Origin of the sequence: Marinobacter sp., from assembly GCF_039977835.1 — a bacterium.
Lineage (GTDB): Bacteria > Pseudomonadota > Gammaproteobacteria > Pseudomonadales > Oleiphilaceae > Marinobacter.
In genome coordinates this window covers 25,500-43,716 of sequence record NZ_JBDWCL010000053.1, presented here as the reverse complement: position 1 = coordinate 43,716, position 18,217 = coordinate 25,500, and the positions used below count along the sequence as shown (strand labels likewise).

At 59.8% G+C, this 18,217-nt stretch carries 17 protein-coding genes and 1 pseudogene; 9 read left to right on the top strand and 9 right to left on the bottom strand.

Features of this window, described 5'->3' with window-relative positions; all coding sequences use genetic code 11:
* A pseudogene (locus ABJM11_RS16255) lies at nucleotides 1-190 on the top strand (hypothetical protein); the annotation flags it as partial.
* Here ABJM11_RS16255 and ABJM11_RS16250 read toward each other — a convergent pair.
* The 5 genes from ABJM11_RS16250 to ABJM11_RS16230 all read right to left on the bottom strand — a co-directional run bounded on the left by ABJM11_RS16250 (nucleotide 182) and on the right by ABJM11_RS16230 (nucleotide 4,034).
* Nucleotides 182-568, bottom strand: coding sequence for a hypothetical protein (locus ABJM11_RS16250; protein WP_348296658.1), 387 nt, complete (start codon nucleotides 566-568; stop codon nucleotides 182-184). The pseudogene ABJM11_RS16255 and the gene ABJM11_RS16250 overlap by 9 nt on opposite strands.
* A 183-nt stretch (nucleotides 569-751) precedes the next feature.
* On the bottom strand, nucleotides 752-1,306 hold the full coding sequence (locus ABJM11_RS16245; protein ID WP_348296657.1) for a gamma-glutamylcyclotransferase: 555 nt from the start codon (nucleotides 1,304-1,306) through the stop codon (nucleotides 752-754).
* Nucleotides 1,307-1,345: 39 nt separating this feature from the next.
* Entirely contained in the window at nucleotides 1,346-1,978 is a 633-nt protein-coding gene (locus ABJM11_RS16240; RefSeq protein WP_348296656.1) for a MarC family protein, read from the bottom strand.
* Between the two features lie 79 nt (nucleotides 1,979-2,057).
* Nucleotides 2,058-3,011, bottom strand: coding sequence for a 23S rRNA pseudouridine(2604) synthase RluF (gene rluF, locus ABJM11_RS16235; protein ID WP_348296655.1), 954 nt, complete (start codon nucleotides 3,009-3,011; stop codon nucleotides 2,058-2,060).
* An 18-nt stretch (nucleotides 3,012-3,029) separates the two neighbouring features.
* Entirely contained in the window at nucleotides 3,030-4,034 is a 1,005-nt protein-coding gene (locus ABJM11_RS16230; RefSeq protein WP_348296654.1) for a helix-turn-helix domain-containing protein, read from the bottom strand.
* A gap of 110 nt (nucleotides 4,035-4,144) precedes the next feature.
* Between ABJM11_RS16230 and ABJM11_RS16225 the strand changes: the two genes are divergently transcribed.
* Nucleotides 4,145-5,053 carry an alpha/beta hydrolase gene (locus tag ABJM11_RS16225; protein ID WP_348296653.1) on the top strand — a complete coding sequence of 303 codons (909 nt, stop codon included), beginning with the start codon at nucleotides 4,145-4,147 and terminating at the stop codon, nucleotides 5,051-5,053.
* 66 nt (nucleotides 5,054-5,119) lie between these two features.
* On the top strand, nucleotides 5,120-5,992 hold the full coding sequence (locus ABJM11_RS16220) for an alpha/beta hydrolase (protein WP_348296652.1): 873 nt from the start codon (nucleotides 5,120-5,122) through the stop codon (nucleotides 5,990-5,992).
* Between the two features lie 4 nt (nucleotides 5,993-5,996).
* Here ABJM11_RS16220 and ABJM11_RS16215 read toward each other — a convergent pair whose 3' ends face one another.
* Together ABJM11_RS16215 and ABJM11_RS16210 are read right to left on the bottom strand one after the other, a co-directional pair.
* A complete protein-coding gene (locus tag ABJM11_RS16215; RefSeq protein WP_348296651.1) occupies nucleotides 5,997-6,830 on the bottom strand; it encodes a hypothetical protein in 834 nt (277 codons plus the stop codon).
* Complete coding sequence (locus ABJM11_RS16210) at nucleotides 6,820-7,440, bottom strand: TetR/AcrR family transcriptional regulator (protein WP_348296650.1); 621 nt, start codon at nucleotides 7,438-7,440, stop codon at nucleotides 6,820-6,822. The genes ABJM11_RS16215 and ABJM11_RS16210 overlap by 11 nt, the downstream gene beginning before the upstream one ends.
* A gap of 182 nt (nucleotides 7,441-7,622) precedes the next feature.
* On the opposite strand from ABJM11_RS16210, the gene ABJM11_RS16205 reads away from it, so the two are divergent.
* The 5 genes from ABJM11_RS16205 (at nucleotide 7,623) to ABJM11_RS16185 (ending at nucleotide 14,545) form a co-directional block, all read left to right on the top strand.
* Nucleotides 7,623-9,719 (top strand): 3-hydroxyacyl-CoA dehydrogenase NAD-binding domain-containing protein, encoded by a 2,097-nt coding sequence (locus ABJM11_RS16205; RefSeq protein WP_348296648.1) that lies wholly within the window; start codon nucleotides 7,623-7,625, stop codon nucleotides 9,717-9,719.
* A gap of 61 nt (nucleotides 9,720-9,780) precedes the next feature.
* Nucleotides 9,781-10,962, top strand: a complete 1,182-nt coding sequence (locus tag ABJM11_RS16200; RefSeq protein ID WP_348296647.1) for an acetyl-CoA C-acyltransferase — start codon at nucleotides 9,781-9,783, stop codon at nucleotides 10,960-10,962.
* Nucleotides 10,963-11,407: 445 nt separating this feature from the next.
* Nucleotides 11,408-12,595, top strand: coding sequence for an acyl-CoA dehydrogenase family protein (locus tag ABJM11_RS16195; RefSeq protein ID WP_348296646.1), 1,188 nt, complete (start codon nucleotides 11,408-11,410; stop codon nucleotides 12,593-12,595).
* Between the two features lie 9 nt (nucleotides 12,596-12,604).
* On the top strand, nucleotides 12,605-13,753 hold the full coding sequence (locus ABJM11_RS16190) for an acyl-CoA dehydrogenase (RefSeq protein WP_348296645.1): 1,149 nt from the start codon (nucleotides 12,605-12,607) through the stop codon (nucleotides 13,751-13,753).
* Between the two features lie 18 nt (nucleotides 13,754-13,771).
* Nucleotides 13,772-14,545: an SDR family oxidoreductase gene (locus ABJM11_RS16185; protein WP_348296644.1), complete on the top strand. Its 774-nt coding sequence runs from the start codon at nucleotides 13,772-13,774 to the stop codon at nucleotides 14,543-14,545.
* A gap of 18 nt (nucleotides 14,546-14,563) precedes the next feature.
* Here the strand turns inward: ABJM11_RS16185 and ABJM11_RS16180 are convergent, their stop codons facing one another.
* Nucleotides 14,564-15,529: a threonine/serine dehydratase gene (locus ABJM11_RS16180; RefSeq protein WP_348296643.1), complete on the bottom strand. Its 966-nt coding sequence runs from the start codon at nucleotides 15,527-15,529 to the stop codon at nucleotides 14,564-14,566.
* A gap of 53 nt (nucleotides 15,530-15,582) precedes the next feature.
* A complete protein-coding gene (locus ABJM11_RS16175) occupies nucleotides 15,583-17,160 on the bottom strand; it encodes an NAD(P)/FAD-dependent oxidoreductase (protein WP_348296642.1) in 1,578 nt (525 codons plus the stop codon).
* A 317-nt stretch (nucleotides 17,161-17,477) separates the two neighbouring features.
* Between ABJM11_RS16175 and ABJM11_RS16170 the strand changes: the two genes are divergently transcribed.
* The gene (locus tag ABJM11_RS16170) at nucleotides 17,478-18,110 is read left to right on the top strand and encodes a TetR family transcriptional regulator (RefSeq protein WP_348296641.1); all 633 of its coding nucleotides are present in this window, start codon (nucleotides 17,478-17,480) and stop codon (nucleotides 18,108-18,110) included.
* The last annotated feature ends 107 nt before the right edge of the window (nucleotides 18,111-18,217 follow it).

Here is an 18,217-nt window from a genome sequence, read left to right as displayed (position 1 = left end):
CAAAACCGTAAACAGTGCAATCCTACTGCTGGTGATCGGCAACGCCATGGCATTGATCAGTGACGTCTTCATCAAACTGATGGAACCCGGCGCGCCGATCTTCCAGTTTGCCTTCCTGCGCTGCGTCATCACCCTGCTGCTATTACTTCCCCTGGCCGGCCAGAGGGTTCAATCCGGATACTTAGCGGGTCACGTCGATGAGTAGCTGAATGCCCTGCTCTACGGGATGATAACCACCGTTGTAACGAAACCGGTAACGGCTATCATGGTCATAGCGTTGATGATGGCGGCTCTTGTTCCAATGCCGCTTGTGGCCATGGTAGCCGTGTTTATGCTGGTGGTACTTCTTGTGTTTCCAGCCATGCTTGCGGTCGCCGTAGCCGTGGTCGGCGTACCTATCACGATGCTGCGAGGTCAAAAACTTCTTGTGGTGGGGGGCGCCCTTTCCGTAGTCCGCCTTCTGATGGTACCCCGCCTTGTGATTTTCACGCTTGTAAGAGTCGGCCATGGCCGGTGCGGTGGCCATCATCAGGCCAACAAGACAACTTCCGATCAGAAACTTTTTCATCGCTCATCTCCCGATCTTTCCGGATCCCGGAGTTCAGCACTCACAGGCACTTTGTGAGTGCTCCCTAAGTTCAGAGTACGGATTTACCGGGCGATGTCAGGCAATCGGGAGCCGCTTTGCACTTCTTTTACGTTGGCGCAGGCGGTCTTTACAATGATGAGAGCCGGTTGACCTTTCCCGGTTTCAAAGCAGGTGGGATTCCAGTTCAAATACGTGGGAATCATGATCCCCAAGCGCTCTGAGCGCCTCCGCCAGTTTCAGCAGATATTCGCTGTTGGGGCCACTGGGGCCGGCAGAGCGTGCAATCTGACGCGCAATGTCCAGGGAAGAGGCGGGGCCCAGAAAAGCGGCATTGTCTTCGGTGGCTCTGTAAACAAGACCTTCTGCGCCGTTACCATCGTCGAACACCATGGGAGTGCTGAATCGCAGGTAGCCGTTCTTTTCCCGTACATCCAGGTGCTGGAAAACCTCCGGAGATACCCGGTAGGCAATGCCCTTGCAAAGAGCGCCCGGCTGCTCAATCAGCGTTACTACCCGGCCAGGCGCCTCTGGTGTGCCGCGATGGTCATGGGAGCCCTGCCAGAAACGGCGGGCCCAGCCCTCAATGGTAGCGGGCCGTTGTTCGAGGAACGGGAAATCCACTTTGTAGATCAACGAACCGTAGCCAAAAAGCCACACGGAGGAGACGCCGTCGAACTGCTGTCGGCTGCGGTTATGCTCCACGGTATCAAATGACATGATGCGCTGCCCCCCGCTCACGAATGCTGGTTGAGATTATCAGGAAGTGGCCGTCGACGCGATAAATCCGGCAATGCCCGTCAGCACGATTTCCGCCGCCATGGCGGAGAGAATCAGGCCGCTGATCTTGGAAAGTATGTTCAGCCCGGTCTTGCCCAGCACCTTTTCGAGGTAGCCCGACAAGTGCAGCAATACCGCCAGGATAACCAGCCCCGACACCAACCCCAACAACCCGCCGGCCACTTCAGGCACACTGTTCAGCTCGGCCCCATAAACCAGTATGGCACCAATGGTGGCGGGGCCAATCATCACCGGGATGGCCAGCGGTACTACGGCAATATCGTCACGGTCTTCGTCCGGCAACCCGGTGGCATGGTTGCGGGTGCCGCTGGTAACCAGACTGATGGCGGTCAGGAACAGCAGGCTGCCGGCACCGATCCGGAACGAGTTCAGGGTAATGCCGATGGCGCTGAACAGCAGTGGACCGGCGAAAAACAGGACCAGCCCGAGGATCAGCGCTGATACGGTGGAGCGGCGGATAATGGAGCTCTTTTCCGCGGCCGGCAGCCCCCGGGTCAGTGCCAGAAACATGGTCACCACAAAGAATGGCGCCAGCAGAAAGAGGAAACGGATTGTACTGCTAATGTAGGTGCTTACAAATGCTTCAAACATTCGGAATATCCGGCCAGGTCTAAAAGCGCGATAGCATACCGGCAGTGAGGCCCGAGCGCCGTACGGAAGTGAACCTACTCTACCGTTTAACGCTGGGTTTCCGCGGCTTGCGCGGCTTTACCGGTCTTGCGGGTTTGCCCGGCCGGGGAGGTTTACCATGCTTTCCGGCCGGCTTCGCTGGCACTCCGCCTTTTACATTTTTACCCCGCACAGCCTGAGGCGGCTTGCCGGTCTTTTTGTCGGTTTTTTTCCCAGCCGGTTTCTTTCCAGCCGCTTTCCTGGTTTCGCTGCGGGTGTCCGGACTGACCTCCGATGACGAATCTCGGATCATGTCAAAAAGCCCCTTCAATTCCTTCTCACCCAGGTCACGCCACTCGCCGACCGGCAATCCCTTGAGGCTGATGTTCATGATGCGCACGCGCTCGAGCCTGGTGACGTCGTAATCAAAAAATTCACACATACGGCGGATCTGGCGGTTCAGGCCCTGCACCAGGGTGATACGAAATACGAAACGGGACACCTTCTCCACCTTGCAGCGCTTGGTGACCGTGCCCAGTATCGGCACTCCGGCACTCATGCCCCGTATAAACTCCGCGGTTACCGGTTTGTTGACGGTAACCAGGTACTCCTTTTCATGATTGTTGCCTGCCCGCAGGATCTTGTTCACCAGGTCGCCGTTGCTGGTCAGAAAGATCAGCCCCTGGGAGTCTTTGTCCAGACGGCCGATGGGGAAAATCCGCTCACCGTGGCCCACGTGGTTGACGATGTTCCGGGGTTCCGCCGGGTCGGTGGTGCTGACCACGCCTACAGGCTTGTTCAGGGCAATAAAGATCAGGTCTTCCTCGTCCCGGGGTTCAATCAGCTGGCCGTTAACCGTGACTTTGTCACCGGGCAGGACCTGGTCCCCAACCTGGGCGGCCTTGCCATTGATGACGACATTGCCGTTCTCGATATAGCGGTCGGCTTCCCGCCGGGAACACATGCCACTCTCACTGATGTATTTGTTGAGACGGGTCGAGTTTTTACCGGGCATGGGGTTCCTGTTCTGGGTCTAGGCCACTTTGGGGGAAACATAGCTGAAACGCTTGCGATATTGCTCCATGGTACAACCTACCGTTCGTTTGAACAGCCTTCGGAATGAACTGGCGTCTTCGTAACCCACGCTCCAGATAATCCGCGCGGTCTGCTCGCGGCTGGATTCCAGCAGGTGTTTGGCCGCCTCGATTCTCAGATGCTGCAGGTAACCAATGGGAGTTTCCCCGGTGGCCTCCTTGAACCGGCGCTTGAAAGTGCGGGTGCCAAGGCCGGCCACAGCTGCCACCTCATCGATGGTCAGCGCATCCGCATAGTGCTGCTCGAGCCAGGTTTGTGCCTTGCGGATGGCATCATCCTGGTGGGCTTTCTGGCTGTAGAATGCCATATAGGGCGTCTGCTCCATCCTGCGGCCGTCCAGTACCAGCATTTTGCTACAGGCCAGTGCAACGGCGGGGGAGGCAAACCGCTCCACCAGGTACATGCACAGATCCACGAACGCCGTCGCCCCGCCGGCACAGATGATCTGGCCATTATCCACCAGCAGTTGGTCTTCCTCCAGTCGCAGCTGCGGGTAACGGCTACGGAAAAGCGGTGCAGCCCGCCAGTGCGTGGTTGCCACCTGGTCTTCGAGCAATCCCGCTTCCGCCAACACGAAACTGCCTGTGCAGACACTCGCCAGCACGGCACCCCGTGCCAGCCCTTCCCGCAACCAGCCATACAGGGGACGTGAAGGCGCCAGGGTCTGCTCCAGGCGCTCCGCACCCACGGCGGCTTCCACGGATGAGCCCACCACGATCAGGTCTGGCTCGAAGTCTCCGCGCCCGCAGGTAGGCGTCACCACTGCGCCGCTGTACCCGCGGACCGGCTGATCGTCCACCGTCACCACCTGACAGTTGAACAGGGGGTCCCTTTGACCTGCCGGAGCTCGGCCGCAGTAATTGGCAACAGTGAAAAAATCCATGATGCCGTGCACACCGGACGCATGGCAGTTGGGAAAGGCGATGATGGCAACGTTGAACATGGATATGGCCTTTTCAGCATTTTATATGTCAAATATGACACTCCTGCTGGCCATCGGCAAGCCCTAACCTGAACCTGTCATTCACCAATGCAGGAAGAAGGACTTTCACCATGACCTCACAAATCAACACCCGGTCAGAGATCTTTCAACGTCCGACTAACCAACCCGCTCCAGACCCTACTGGATTTTCAGCCACACGGCTGGCGCTCCAATTGTACGGCAGGGTTTCACCGCAGAAGGCCGGTCGGCTGGTCAACCGCATGGCCTTCAGGCCCTCGCGATTGCCCGTGCCGATTCGCTATGAACCCCTGCTCGATAACACCGACAGCTACACTCAACTCCAGCATGGCGCCCGCACCATACCGGTCTACTCCTGGGGCGAGGGCCCGGTCATTCTCGGCGTTCACGGTTGGGCCGGTGCCGGAATCCAGTTTGGCGCCTGGGTAAACCCGCTGGTGGAAGCCGGCTATCGAGTGGTGCTGTTTGACGCCCCCGCCCATGGCCGCGCCCAGGGCGAAAGCACCGACCTGTTTGAAATGGCCGAGGTTACTGCCAGGGTGGCGGCCAGCGTTGGCCGGGTTCATGGCGTTCTGGCACATTCCATTGGCTGTATTGCCGTGGCCCGGGCCATTGCGGATGGCCTGGAGGCGAATTACCTGGTGATGCTGGCCCCTCCAGCAGGCCTCCGTGCCGTTATGGACAACCTGGGGCGGCAACTGGGACTGAGCGAAGACGTTCTGGCGGCTCACCTTCAGCTGATGGAAGAGCGTTTCGGGCCATCGGTCTGGGAACAGCTCGACCTGGAGGCGTTGTCGCGGTCGCTGACCCAGCGGGGCCTGATCGTGATTGATGACGAGGACACCTCCATCTCACCCGATGAAAGCGAACAGATATACGACAACTGGGAAAAAGCGAGTGTTTTACGCACGCGGGGGCTGGGCCATCACCGACTTTTATGGAGCCCCATGGTTGTGGAAACTGTACTTCGGGATCTGGGCAGACCGGTGGACACGGTCTGATTGCACCATTCTGCACGGCGGTTTATGGTTTGGCAGCAGAACCGCCAAGAGACACGGAGTCCCGCAATGCACCTGTCCAACCCGAAACAGCAACAAACGCCCCGGGGCCGATTCGCCTGGAGGGAGGGCGGCAACCCCGAAGGCCCGCCGCTGGTAATGGTCCACGGCTGGCCGGAGAGCTCCTACTGCTGGGAGCATGTGGCCGCATACCTGAAACCGGGATTTCGCATTATTGCCCCCGATCTGCGGGGGCTGGGCGACAGTGAACGTACCCCGGACATCGACCATTACCGCAAACAGGAAATGGCGCAGGATGTGGTCAGCCTGCTGGACAGCCTGGGCATCGGCGACTTTCAGCTTGTAGGCCATGACTGGGGCGGCATTGTGGCCCAGGAAGTGGCCCTGGCCACCCCCGAGCGGGTGCGCCAGATGGTGATCATGAACATTGCCATCATCAACAATCTCAAGGGTAATCAGGAGGTGATCGAAAAGGTTCGTTCCGGTAGCGGCGCCGCCTACTGGTACCAGCACTTCATGCAAACACCGGGGCTTCCGGAGGCCATGATTCCGGGGGCCGAAGAAACCTGGCTGGGGCATTTCCTGCGTACCTGGAACGGACAACCTTTTCCACAGGATGCGATGGACGAATACCTGCGCACTTTCCGGATTCCGGGCACGCCCGGTAGCAGTTCCAACTACTACCGAACCTTTCACGACGACGCCAGACGTTGGGCCACCACGGCGGGGCATCGTTGGCCCATGCCCTCAATGTACATATACGGCAACAAGGACAAGGTGATCATTCCGGAATACCTCAATCACATCGAGGAATGCTTCGAGTCCCTGCAAGTGGAGCAGGTGGAGGCGGGACATTTTCTGCAGGAGGAACAGCCGGCTGCGGTGGCGGGCTACCTGAACGATTTTCTGGAAAGCAACTGAAGCGCTAGCGTGACGGGCTGACGAACACCCAGTTGGTACCCACGTTGTCGCACACAACAATGTCGTGGTTAATCACCGTGCACAGCGAGATATCCTCCGGAAGTTCGTCGTGGTAGCGGGCTTTGACCGCCAGGGTTTTCTTGTCCTGCTTGAGCAGGGTAAAGGTCCGCTCCATGCGCCTGGCAAAGTCCACACCGCCTTCTTCGATGGTGTGAAAAGCATTATGGAACTCGGTGAAGCTCATGGTATTGGCACCCAGCCCGATATCTACCATGTTGGGGATGTACCGGTCGTAGGCGTCTGACAGGTAACGCCGCACCGCTTCCTCGTCATTGCGGTTACCCTCGAAGGGGCTCAGGCCCAGGCGGTTTTCCGGCGCCAGAGCGCCGTCTGCGAGCCTGTTGTTGGGCAGGTTTTCCATCAGTTCATAGCGGCGTTGTGGACAGGTGATGCGCTGGCCTTCCAGGCGGCACTCTGCCAGCCGGCCTGTGGGTTCGGGTTCATCTCCCTGCTGAGCCGGAATATCCTGAGAGCCTGCCGGAGCCGGGCCATCGTCTGACCTTGGAGGCTCTGTTGTCGCGGAAGCACCGGGATCGGGCACGTCCAGGCCTATCCGACCGGCAGGACGACGCAAAAGCAATGCCTGGACCCGGGGATCATTGCGCTTGAAATCCGTTGGCGACGGCAGGCCCGCGCCCTGCCCCTCGGCGACAGTTTTACAGTACAACTGTTCAAGTTCGGTTTTTGCGCCGTCCATACAGGCGTCATCCGCAAGGGCGGCCTGGGTGGCGCCAAAGCAGACACCAAACACCAGCAGTCCCAGCCATCTAGCCCTCATCACGCTGCCCCAACGCCACTCGTGCCATCAGATCCTCCACCCGGCGGATGGTCTCGGCATCCCCTTTCTTGCCCGTGAGTACCACCTGGGAGCCGATGGTGGCCACGTACATCAGTAATGACAGGTCCCGGATGCGTTGGGGGTCACTGCTCAGGCGTTCATAGAGTTCGCAGTTCTGGTTGATGCGGGCTTCGTCCACCTCCGTTACCAGATTCGCGGCATAGTCATTGCGGCGGGCAAAGTCCCGCACCGCCAGTTCCACCTGCAGACGGCGGATATTGCGGGAAGCATCGGTGAGCAACAACTCCAGGATCTGCCGCAACTCGGTTTCCACATCGCCGCCTTTGGGCTTCCAGTACTGCAGTTCGTGTAGACGACGGTCCCGCCAGCGGTCGAGAAAGCTGACCACCAGATCCTCATGGTCTTTGAAGTGCCAATAGAAACTACCCCGGGTGACACCAAGCTTTTTCGCCAGGGTCAGCACCCGCAGATGACTGAAACCGCCAGCAGCCACTTCCCCGGCGGCGGCGTCCAGCCAGTCGTCCCGGGTCAGTTGCGCTTTTTCAGGGTTCTTGCGGCGCGTACGTCTGGTCTGTCGGGCGTCAGTCATTCGGTGGTCGGATCCTGCTGCTGGCGATATCGGATGCATTCTACATGAACGGGGCCAGCACATCTGAAACCGTTGACCCCACCCAAAACATACATTAGTGTATGGACCAACAATACACCAGTGTATGGGGATTTCAACGCATATCTGCATACCAACCGATTCCAGTATCAGGGAGCTGCCCGATGAGTACCGCCCATTACGACGTGAACGGCGCGATTGCCGTTATCCGACTCGACAACCCACCGGTCAACGGCCTGGGCCTGGCATTGCGCCAGGGCATTGTAAGTGGCATCCGCCAGGCGGAAGCCGATGACGCCGTGAAAGCCGTTGTGTTGATTGGCTCTGACCGCGCCTTTTCCGGTGGCGCCGATATCAGCGAATTTGGCTCTTCCAAAGCCACCGCCGAACCCAACCTGAACACCGTGATCAACTACGTGGAAAGCAGCCGCAAGCCGGTCATTGCCGCCATCAGCGGCGCCTGTATGGGTGGCGGGCTGGAACTGGCGCTCGGGTGTAATTACCGCATTGCCAAACCTGACGCCCAGATTGCCCTGCCAGAAGTGAAACTGGGCCTGCTACCCGGTGCCGGCGGCACCCAGCGCCTGCCACGGGTGATCGGTGCCGAGCACGCCCTGAACATGATTGTCTCCGGCAGCGTGGTGCCGGCGAAGCAGTTCCGGGGCAGCGCGCTGTTTGATGAACTTGTCGATGGCGAACTGCTGGACGCGGCCATTGCCTACGCCACCAAGGTGGGGAACGAGAACCTGCCGCTGAAGAGAGTGCGTGACCTCAAGGCCAGGCACCCCAATCCGGAAGGCTTCTTTATGTTCACCCGCAACACCGTGGGTGCCATGGCAAAGAACTATCCCGCGCCGCTGAAGTGCGTGGACGCCGTGAAGGCCGCCGTGACCATGCCGTTTGACAAGGGCATGCAGGTCGAGCGCGAAGCCTTCGTGAACCTGATGCAGACGCCGGAATCCCGCGCCCTGCGCCACGCTTTCTTCTCCGAGCGGCTGACCAGCAAGATTGCCGATGTGCCTTCAGACACACCGGTTCGCGACATCAAGTCCGTGGGCGTCATCGGCGGTGGCACCATGGGCACCGGCATCAGCATCAACTTCCTGAACGCCGGGATTCCGGTGACCTTGGTAGAGATGAAACAGGAAGGCCTGGATCGCGGTGTGGCAGCCATTCAGAAAGTCTACGAAGGCCGTGTGAAGAAAGGCCGCATGAGCGAAGGCGACGCCAAGGCAAAGATGGCCCTGCTGACGCCGTCGCTGACCTATGACGACCTGAGCGATGTGGACCTGGTGATCGAAGCCGTGTTCGAAGAAATGGGCGTAAAGCAGTCCGTGTTCGAGAAACTTGACGAGGTGTGCAAGCAAGGCGCCATCCTGGCCTCCAACACCTCCACCCTGAATCTCAACAAGATCGCCAGCTTTACCAGGCGCCCGGAAGACGTCATCGGCCTGCACTTCTTCAGCCCGGCCAACATCATGAAGCTGCTGGAAGTGGTTCGTGGCGAGAAAACCGCCAAGGATGTACTGGCCACTGCCATGAAACTGGCCAAGACCATCAAGAAGACGGCCGTGGTCTCCGGTGTGTGCGACGGCTTTATCGGCAACCGCATGATCAACCAGTACCAGCGCGAAGCCCTACTGATGCTCGAGGAAGGTGCCAGCGTGCAGCAGATCGACAAGGCCATCGAGAAGTTCGGCTTCGCCATGGGCCCGCTACGCATGGCGGATCTGGCCGGCGGCGACATCGGCTGGGCGATCCGCAAGCGCCAATACGAAGAAAACCCAGACATGGTGAAGATGGTCGTGGCCGACCGCCTTTGCGAAATGGGCCGCTACGGCCAGAAGACCGGCGCCGGTTTCTATCGCTACGAGCCGGGCAACCGTAACGCCCTGCACGATCCGGAAGTGGACAAGGTGGTGGACGAAGTGCGCGCCGAACTGGGCATCACCCCACGCAAGATCAGCAACCAGGAAATCGTTGAGCGCTGTGTCTACGCCCTGGTCAATGAAGGCGCCCAGATTCTGGACGAAGGCATCGCCCAGCGTGCCTCCGACATCGATATGGTCTACCTGACCGGTTACGGCTTCCCCGTGTTCCGCGGCGGCCCCATGCATTACGCCGAAGAAGTCGGGCTGCCGAACGTGGTTCGCGCCATGCAGGCCTTCACCGAAGACCGCCACACCCAGCCAGGTTTCTGGGAGCCGGCAGCGCTGCTGGCCAGGCGCGCCGAGGAAGGCAAGGATTTCGACGCTAAATAACCGGTTCACAAATACCATCGGGGCGCCATGAAAGAAGGCGCTCCGGCACAGGAGAATTATTATGTCCAATGATGTTGTCATCGTTTCCACCGCCCGTACGCCCCTGGCCAAATCCTGGCGCGGCGGCCTGAACATGACCCACGGTGCTACTTTGGCGGGCCACGCCATCCAGCACGCGATCGAGCGCTCGAAAGTCGACCCCAACGAAATCGAAGACGTACTGATGGGCTGCGCCCTGCCCGAAGGCTCCACCGGTAACGATGTGGCCCGCATGGGCGCCATCCGCGCCGGCCTGCCGGTCTCCGTCGCTGGCGCCACCATCAACCGCTTCTGCTCCTCCGGCCTGCAGGCCATTGCCATGGCTGCCCACCACATTGCTGTGGACAAGGTCCCCGTGATGGTCGCCGGTGGTGTTGAGTCCATCTCCACCGTCCAGGCCAACGTGAACCAGAACTACTTCATGGAACCCTGGCTGGCCAAGCACAAACCGGAGCTCTACTGGTCCATGCTGGATACCGCCGAGACCGTCGCCAAGCGCTACGACATCAAGAAAGAAGACATGGACGAATACGGGGTACGCAGCCAGACTCTGGCCGCGAAAGCCCGTGAAGATGGCAAGTTCGACGACGAAATCGTGCCCATCACCACCACCATGGGCGTTGCCGACAAGGCCACCGGCCAGCTCAGCAGCCAGGAAGTTACCGTCAGCCAGGACGAGGGCATTCGCCCTGATACCAACCTGGAAGGCGTCAGCAAGATCCGCTCGGCGATGGAAGGCGGCGTAGTCACCGCCGGCAACGCCAGCCAGTTCTCCGACGGTGCTTCGGCCTGCGTACTGATGGACAGCAAAGTCGCCGAACAGCGTGGTGCCACGCCACTGGGCATCTTCCGTGGCTTTGCCGTCGCCGGTTGCGAGCCCGACGAAATGGGCATCGGCCCGGTCTTCGCCGTGCCCAAGCTGCTCAAGCGCGCCGGCCTGACGGTTGACGACATCGGCCTGTGGGAACTGAACGAAGCCTTCGCCGTTCAGGTGCTCTACTGCCAGCGCAAACTGGGCATCCCGATGGACCGCCTGAACGTCAACGGCGGCGCCATCGCAGTCGGTCACCCCTACGGCACCACCGGTTCCCGCCTGGTCGGCCACGCCCTGATCGAGGGCAAGCGCCGTGGCGTTAAGTACGTCGTCGTTACGATGTGCGTCGGTACTGGTATGGGTGCTGCCGGGTTGTTTGAGGTTGCCTAAAGCTCTGGTTGCCTATTGCTTGGGTGGAAGCGCCTGTTGGGTAGGGGGCTCCAAAACGCGCTCCTTCGGCACCTCCATGTGACGCTCGAGCTCCGCCATCCATGGCTCCGCACGGTTTTGGAGCCCCCTACCCAACAGCCGCCCATAGCTTTGTGCAGTGGCCAACAGGTGCAGCGTAAAAACGCGGAACCAGAACCGCGAAAGACAATTTGTTAAAGCAGGCATGCACAGACTCGAAGTGTCGGGCGGGGAGACCCTTTCAAAACTGTACGGAGCCATGGATGGCGGAGTCCAAGCGCCCCAGGGATGGGCCGAAGGAGCGTGTTTTGAAAGGGTCTCCCCGCCCGGCACAACCACCAAGAGCCGCAGGCCCGACAGTAATAACCAGCAGGCAGCTCCAAAAGCCAAAAACCATTTACCTCAGCCACCAGACAAGAGGTGCAACATGGATCTGAATTACACCGCCGAACAAGAAGCGTTCCGCGCCGAGGTTCGCCAGTTTCTTGAAGACAACCTGCCGGATGACATCCGTGAACGTGTGCAGAAACGCCTGCGCCCGGACAAGGCGATGACCGAGCGCTGGCAGAAGATTCTTTTTGATAAGGGCTGGGGTGCTTCCACCTGGCCGAAAGAATTTGGTGGAACCGGATGGGATCCGATTCAGCAGATTATCTTTGAGGAAGAGTGTGCCCTCGCCGGCGCGCCCCGCCAACTGGATTTCGGGCTGCGCATGGTTGCACCCGTGATCATGACGTTTGGTAGCGATGAACAGAAACAGCGTTTCCTGCCGGGCATCCTCAGTGGCGAAGACTGGTGGTGCCAGGGTTACTCCGAGCCGGGTGCCGGTTCTGATCTGGCCTCGTTGCGTACTTCCGCCAAACGCGAAGGCGACCATTATATCGTCAACGGTCAGAAAACCTGGACCACCCTGGGCCAGCACGCCGACTGGATTTTCTGTCTGGTACGGACCAGCAATGAAGGCAAGCCCCAGCAGGGCATTTCGTTCCTGCTGATTGATATGAACACCCCGGGCATCGATGTGAAGCCCATCATCATGCTGGATGGCGAGCATGAGATTAACGAGGTGTACTTCGACAACGTGAAAGTGCCCGCCGAGAACCTGATCGGTGAGGAGAACCAGGGCTGGACCTACGCCAAGTTCCTGCTGGGACACGAGCGTACCGGGCTGGCCAACGTGGGGCAGTGGAAAGCCATGATGAAGCGGCTCAAGGAAGTGGCGCGCCAGGAGCAGGATGGCCAGCGGCCGTTGATCGAGAACACCCGCTTCCGCGACCGGCTGGCGCAGCTGGATGCCGAGCTGCGTGCTCTTGAGCTGACCGTGTTGCGGGTTCTGACCGACAAGCGCGGCCCGGGCCCGCAGGCGTCTATTCTGAAGATCCGCGGTACAGAAATCGGCCAGCAGCTGTTTGAAATGTTGATGGAAGCCGGCGGCCAGGATGCCATTGCCCATATCCCGGAGGCGCTGGAGCTGGACTACAACGGTCCACGTGCGGGCTCCATGGAAGCCACGCCCTCTGCCGGCGATTACTTCAACATGCGCAAGCTGTCGATCTTCGGTGGGTCCAACGAGATCCAGCGCAATATCATTTCCCAACTCGTGCTAGGTCTTTAAGGAGGCGCTATGAATTTTGATCTGAGCGAAGAACAGCAAATGCTGAACGATTCTCTGCGCCGCTTCGTGACCAACGAATACGGCTTCGAAAAGCGCGGGGACATTATCAACTCCGGAACCGGCGTTGACCGGGCCACCTGGTCGAACTTCGCTGAAATGGGCCTGCTCGGGTTTACTTTCCCGGAGGACTACGACGGGTTGGGCGGCAACGCCGTCGACACCATGATAGTGATGGAAAACTTTGGCCGCGGCCTGGTCGTGGAACCCTATCTGGCCACCGTCGTGCTGGCCGGCGGGCTGATCCGGGATGCCGGTAATGAGGCCCAGAAAGCCGACATCCTGCCGGGTATCGCCAGTGGCGAAAGGCTTCTGGCCCTCGCTCACTACGAGCCGGGTGCCCGCTACAACCTGAGCCATGTGCAGACGACCGCCCGCAAGGATGGCGATCACTTCCAGATCAGCGGCCAGAAAACCGCCGTGCTCCATGGCGGCCAGGCGAACCAGTTGATCGTATCCGCCCGCACCAGTGGCAACGTGAACGATAAATCCGGACTGTCCCTGTTTCTGGTGGATGGCACCGCCAAAGGCGTCAAAGTGGACGACTTCAGCACCCACGATGGCCACCGTACCGCCGAGATCAGTTTCAGCAACGTTATCGTCAGCGCTGACAACCTGATTGGCACCATTGATGGGGCTTTCCCGGCCATCGAAAAAGCCGTGGATCTGGGCATTGCCGCCCTGTGCGCCGAAGCAGTGGGGGCCATGGAAGCCATAAACGCTGCTACCCTTGAGTACATCAAGACCCGCAAGCAGTTCGGGGTACCCATCGGCAAATTCCAGGTATTGCAGCACCGCATGGCAGATATGTTCATCCAGACCGAACAAGCCAGAACCATGGCCATCCTGGCCGCCAGCGAAGCCGACTCCGACGACCGGGCCAGCCGCCGCGAAGCCATTTCCATGGCCAAGACCCTGGTCGGGCAGGCCGCGCGTTATGTGGGCCAGCAAGGGGTGCAACTGCATGGCGGTATGGGCGTGACCGATGAGATGTTCGCCGCTCATCTGTTCAAACGCCTCACTCTGATCAACCTGCTGTTCGGCGATGCCGATCATCATCTGGCACAAGTCAGCGACGGCCTGCTGGCCAGGACCGCCTGAACCCTCAAGGAGGCAACCATGAGTGTGAAACAACTACTGGACCTGACCGGCAAGGTCGCTTTTATCACTGGCGGCTCCCGTGGCCTGGGCCTGCAGATGGCTGAAGCCCTGGGCGAGCTGGGGGCCCGAATTGCCATCAGCGCCCGCAAGCAGCATGAGCTGGATGAGGCCAAAGCGCATCTGGAAGCTCAGGGCGTTGAAGTGATCAGTATTGCAGCGGATCTGTCCGACCTGGAGGGTATACCGGCCGTGGTGGATCAGGTCGTCAGTCAGCTTGGTGACATCGACATCCTGGTCAACAACGCAGGTGCCACCTGGGGCGCGCCGGCGGAAGACTACCCGGCGGAAGGCTGGATGAAGGTGATGAACCTGAACGTGAACGCCGCCTTCTTCCTTACCCAGACCGTGGGCAAGCGCTGCATGATCCCCCGCAACACCGGCAAGGTGATCAACATCGCCTCCATCGCGGGCCTGTCCGGCAACCCCGAAGGCATGAAAACCATTGCCTACAACACCAGCAAGGGCGCCATGGTGAATTTCACCCGCGCGCTGGCCTCCGAGTGGGGGCATCACAATATCAACGTGAATGCCCTGTGCCCGGGCTTCTTCCCGTCGAAAATGTCCCAGGGGTTGCTGGATGCCCAGGGGGAGAAAATGCTGGAGCGCATTCCGCTGAACCGCTTTGGTGGCGAGGAAGACCTCAAGGGCGCCGCGGTGCTGCTGGCCTCCGAGGCCGGGCGCCATATTACCGGCCAGTGCCTGGCAGTGGATGGCGGCACGCTGGTCAGTTAAGCGTGCTCCACTAATCGGTCACAGGCACTGACTGACCTGTTCCGGGTCCAGGTTGCCGCCGGTAATGATCAGAACCGTGTTCTTCTCTGGTTCAGGCGGAACCTGGTTTTCCAGTAACGCTGCCAGGCCCACGCTGGCGCCAGGCTCCACATAGAGCCTGGCCTCGGTCAGCAGGCGCCGTGTGGCCTCCCGAATACCTGCTTCGGAAACCGTCACAATCCGGTCCACCACCTGGCGGGAGGCGGCATAGGTGCAGTCCCCCACCACCGCCGGCGCCAGGCTGGCAGCCCAGGTACTTACCGAATCCAGACTGGCGCCCGCATCCTGCTTTTGCCAGGCATTGAACATGGTGGCTGCGCCTTCCGGCTCCACACCGATCAGTTCCACCTCCGGCCGCTGCGTCTTGATAGCCAGCCCAAGTCCGGAAATCAGCCCGCCCCCACCAATGGGGCAGAGCACCCGATCCATAGCCGGTTGCTGACGCAGCAATTCCAGGCCCACGGTGCCCTGCCCGGCCATGATGCGGACATCGTTATAGGGGTGGACCAGGGTCAGTCCCTTCTCATCCCGCATTTCATGGCACAGGGCCACCGCTTGCTGGATAGTGCCCTGAACAATCACCTCGGCACCCAGTGCCCGGGTGCGGCGAATCTTCAGGGGACTGGAGCCCTCAGGCATGACCACCGTGAGCGGCACATCCTGCATGGCCGCCGCCCAGGCGAGTGCAATGGCGTGATTCCCGGCAGACACTGTCACCAGGCCGGCTTTGAGTTCGTCATCACTGGCGGTCAACAGCCAGTTCAGGGCGCCACGGGCCTTGAAGCTGCCAGTGCGTTGAAAGCTCTCGCACTTCAGCCCCAGGCGCTGGCCCATGGCGGCATCCAGGTCAGGCACATGCAGAAGCGGCGTTTCGCCCAGGTGTGGCCGAATACGCTGTTCTGCCTCACGAATCCCGGGTTGATCAGGAAGGGTTGGTTTGGTCATGGCGCGGCTCCTGTTTCTCCTTACCCAAACCATGGCCCCATCCGAGCCGACGATCAAGTCGCCGGCGTGGCTTCGCCCACCGCAACGGCCTCTGGCTCACACACATACTGCCCCGCATCAAACCGCCGCGTCTGCTGGCGGAACTGCCAGGCGAAGCCCGGCCACAGCGTGGTGTTCTTGCCGTTTTCGTTCACATACCAGCTCTTGCACCCAGTCTGCCACACCGAGTCGCCGAGTTTGGCGTGGATTGAAGCGTTGTATTTGCTGAGGGCGTCTTCCTTCACTTCCACACTCTTCCAGCCATACTTCTGCATCTTTTTGAGCGCATCCAGCACGTACTGGATCTGGCTTTCGATCATGTAGACCATGGAGCTGTGGCCCAGGCCGGTGTTGGGGCCCATCAGCATGAAGAAGTTGGGGAAGCCGTGGATGGTGCTGCCCTTGTAGGCTTCGGCGCCGTCTTTCCAGGCATCCAGCAGGTCCTGCCCGTTACGGCCGTGCACCATGCCGGCGGGGATCGGGTCCTGGGCCTTGAACCCGGTGCCGTAGATGATGCAGTCCACTTCCCGCTCATTGCCGTTGTTGTCCACGATAATATTGCCGCGCACCTCGCGAATGCCGTCGGTCAGCACGTCGACATTGTCCTGGGCCAGGGCCGGGTAATAGTTGTTGGAGATCAGCACCCGTTTGCAGCCAAAGTGGAAATCCGGGGTGACTTTCCTGCGCAGTTCCCTGTCCTTGATCTGGTTACGGATGTGGCGACGTGCCTGCAACTCACCGATCTTGAGGATGCGGGGGTTGCCCACAAAGCCCAGCACCCGGGCTTCCAGCATCCAGTAGATGCTCTGGCGGAAGGCATTGAGGGTCTGCGGGAACTTGCGGAACATCATCCGCTCCAGAGGGCGGATCTCGCGGTCCGGCTTGGGCACGATCCATGGTGGCGTGCGCTGGTAAAGGTCGAGGTGAGCAGCGTCTTTGGTTACTTCCGGGACGAACTGGATGGCCGAGGCGCCGGTGCCAATCACGGCAACGCGCTTGCCCCGGAAGTCGTAATCGTGGTCCCAGTCCTGGGAGTGGAAGCTTTTGCCTGTGAAGGTGTCGATCCCCTTGATGTTGGGGTAGGCCGGTGTGCTCAGGCCGCCCATGCCGGAGACGACGACATCCGCCTTGAAGGTGCTGAATGCCGGCAGATCCTTGTCTTTGCGATCCAGCTTATCGCCGGGTTTCAGGCCCTTGTCCTGCATGTAGGCCCAGAGTTTGGGGCTGTCGCAGGTCTCTACGGTCCAGCTCTGGGTCTTTTCATCGAACCGGGCGCCGGCCACGTGCGTGTTCAGGCGTACGTGTTTCATCAGGTCGTATTTTTCGGCGCAGGCTCGCAGGTAGGCCTGGATTTCTTTCTGCAGGGCGAACATGCGGGTCCAGTTGGGGTTCTGTTCGAACGAGAAGGAGTAGAGGGCGGACTGGACGTCGCAGGCGCATCCGGGGTAGTGGTTTTCGTGCCAGGTGCCACCGACATCGTCGCTCTGTTCCAGGATGACGAAGTTGTCGTAGCCGGCTTCTTTGAGCTTGATGCCCATGCCCAGGCCGGAGAATCCGGTGCCGATGATGGCAATTTTTGTTGTCTGACTCATGCTGCTACCTCGTTGTTCGCCGGCCGTCCGGCCTTGCCTGTTGTTGTGTGTTTCGCCATGATGACTGGCGGTATACACATGTATACACAAGGAAGTAGACAGCTGTATACTTTGGTTCGAACTGAAATGGTTTTTTGGCCTGGTTTGGTAAATGGCTGTCCTGTTTGTCCTTATGTTTTGGAGTTTGGGGCAATTGGGGAGGCCTTTCCGAAACACGCTCAAGCACATCCATGTGGCGCTTGAGCTCCGCCATCCATGGCTCCGCACAGTTTCGGAAAGGCCTCCCCAATTACCCCATCAAACCAAGGTGATACTTCATGAGTGTTTTGGCTGGCGGGAAGCTGAAATTGATTCAGGCGGCGCTTCGGTTGATTAACCAGAGCCGCAGCCTGACGTCATTGGGCTTACGGGAACTTGCCCGTGAGGCGGGCCTGAACCCGAATACTTTTTACCGTCACTTCAAAAACCTGGACGAATTCGGGTTGCAGGTGCTGGGGTATATCGCCGAAGACATGAAGTCAGGCGTGCGGGAGTTGCGGCAGATGGCGGAGTCGTCGGAGCAGGCGTCCCACGATACCGTTACGTTTGTGTACCACTACTTTCTCGCCAATCCTGCAGCAACCACTGTTGCTGTGAGGGAGCTGCACGGTCCGTCGCCCCTGCTACGAAGAGCTCTTGAGTCCCAGCTGGATGCCAGTGCCAGGGAGATGGCGGAGGATATTATTGACCGGCAGCTGGTCGCTGCCGTGCCAGCAGAGACGATCCATGAAATTTCCCGCATGACCATCCGCTACATCCTGGTCCGGGCCATGGATTACATCGAGAAGCCGGGTCAGCGGGAAGCCATACAGCGGGAAACCGAGCGCTTTATTAATCGCCAATTCAGAGGTGCGATGCTCGACCATCTGTCCCAGGCGGAAGTCGAGAGCCTTGCCCGGAAGTACGCCTGAAACCGCTCCACCCCTCCTCTTCGGACTAAGCCGAGCAAATCTGGCAACTTGCACTAGTATGTAGGTATCCAGACAACTGGTTCATCGGGCAATCCGGAGGACGTACC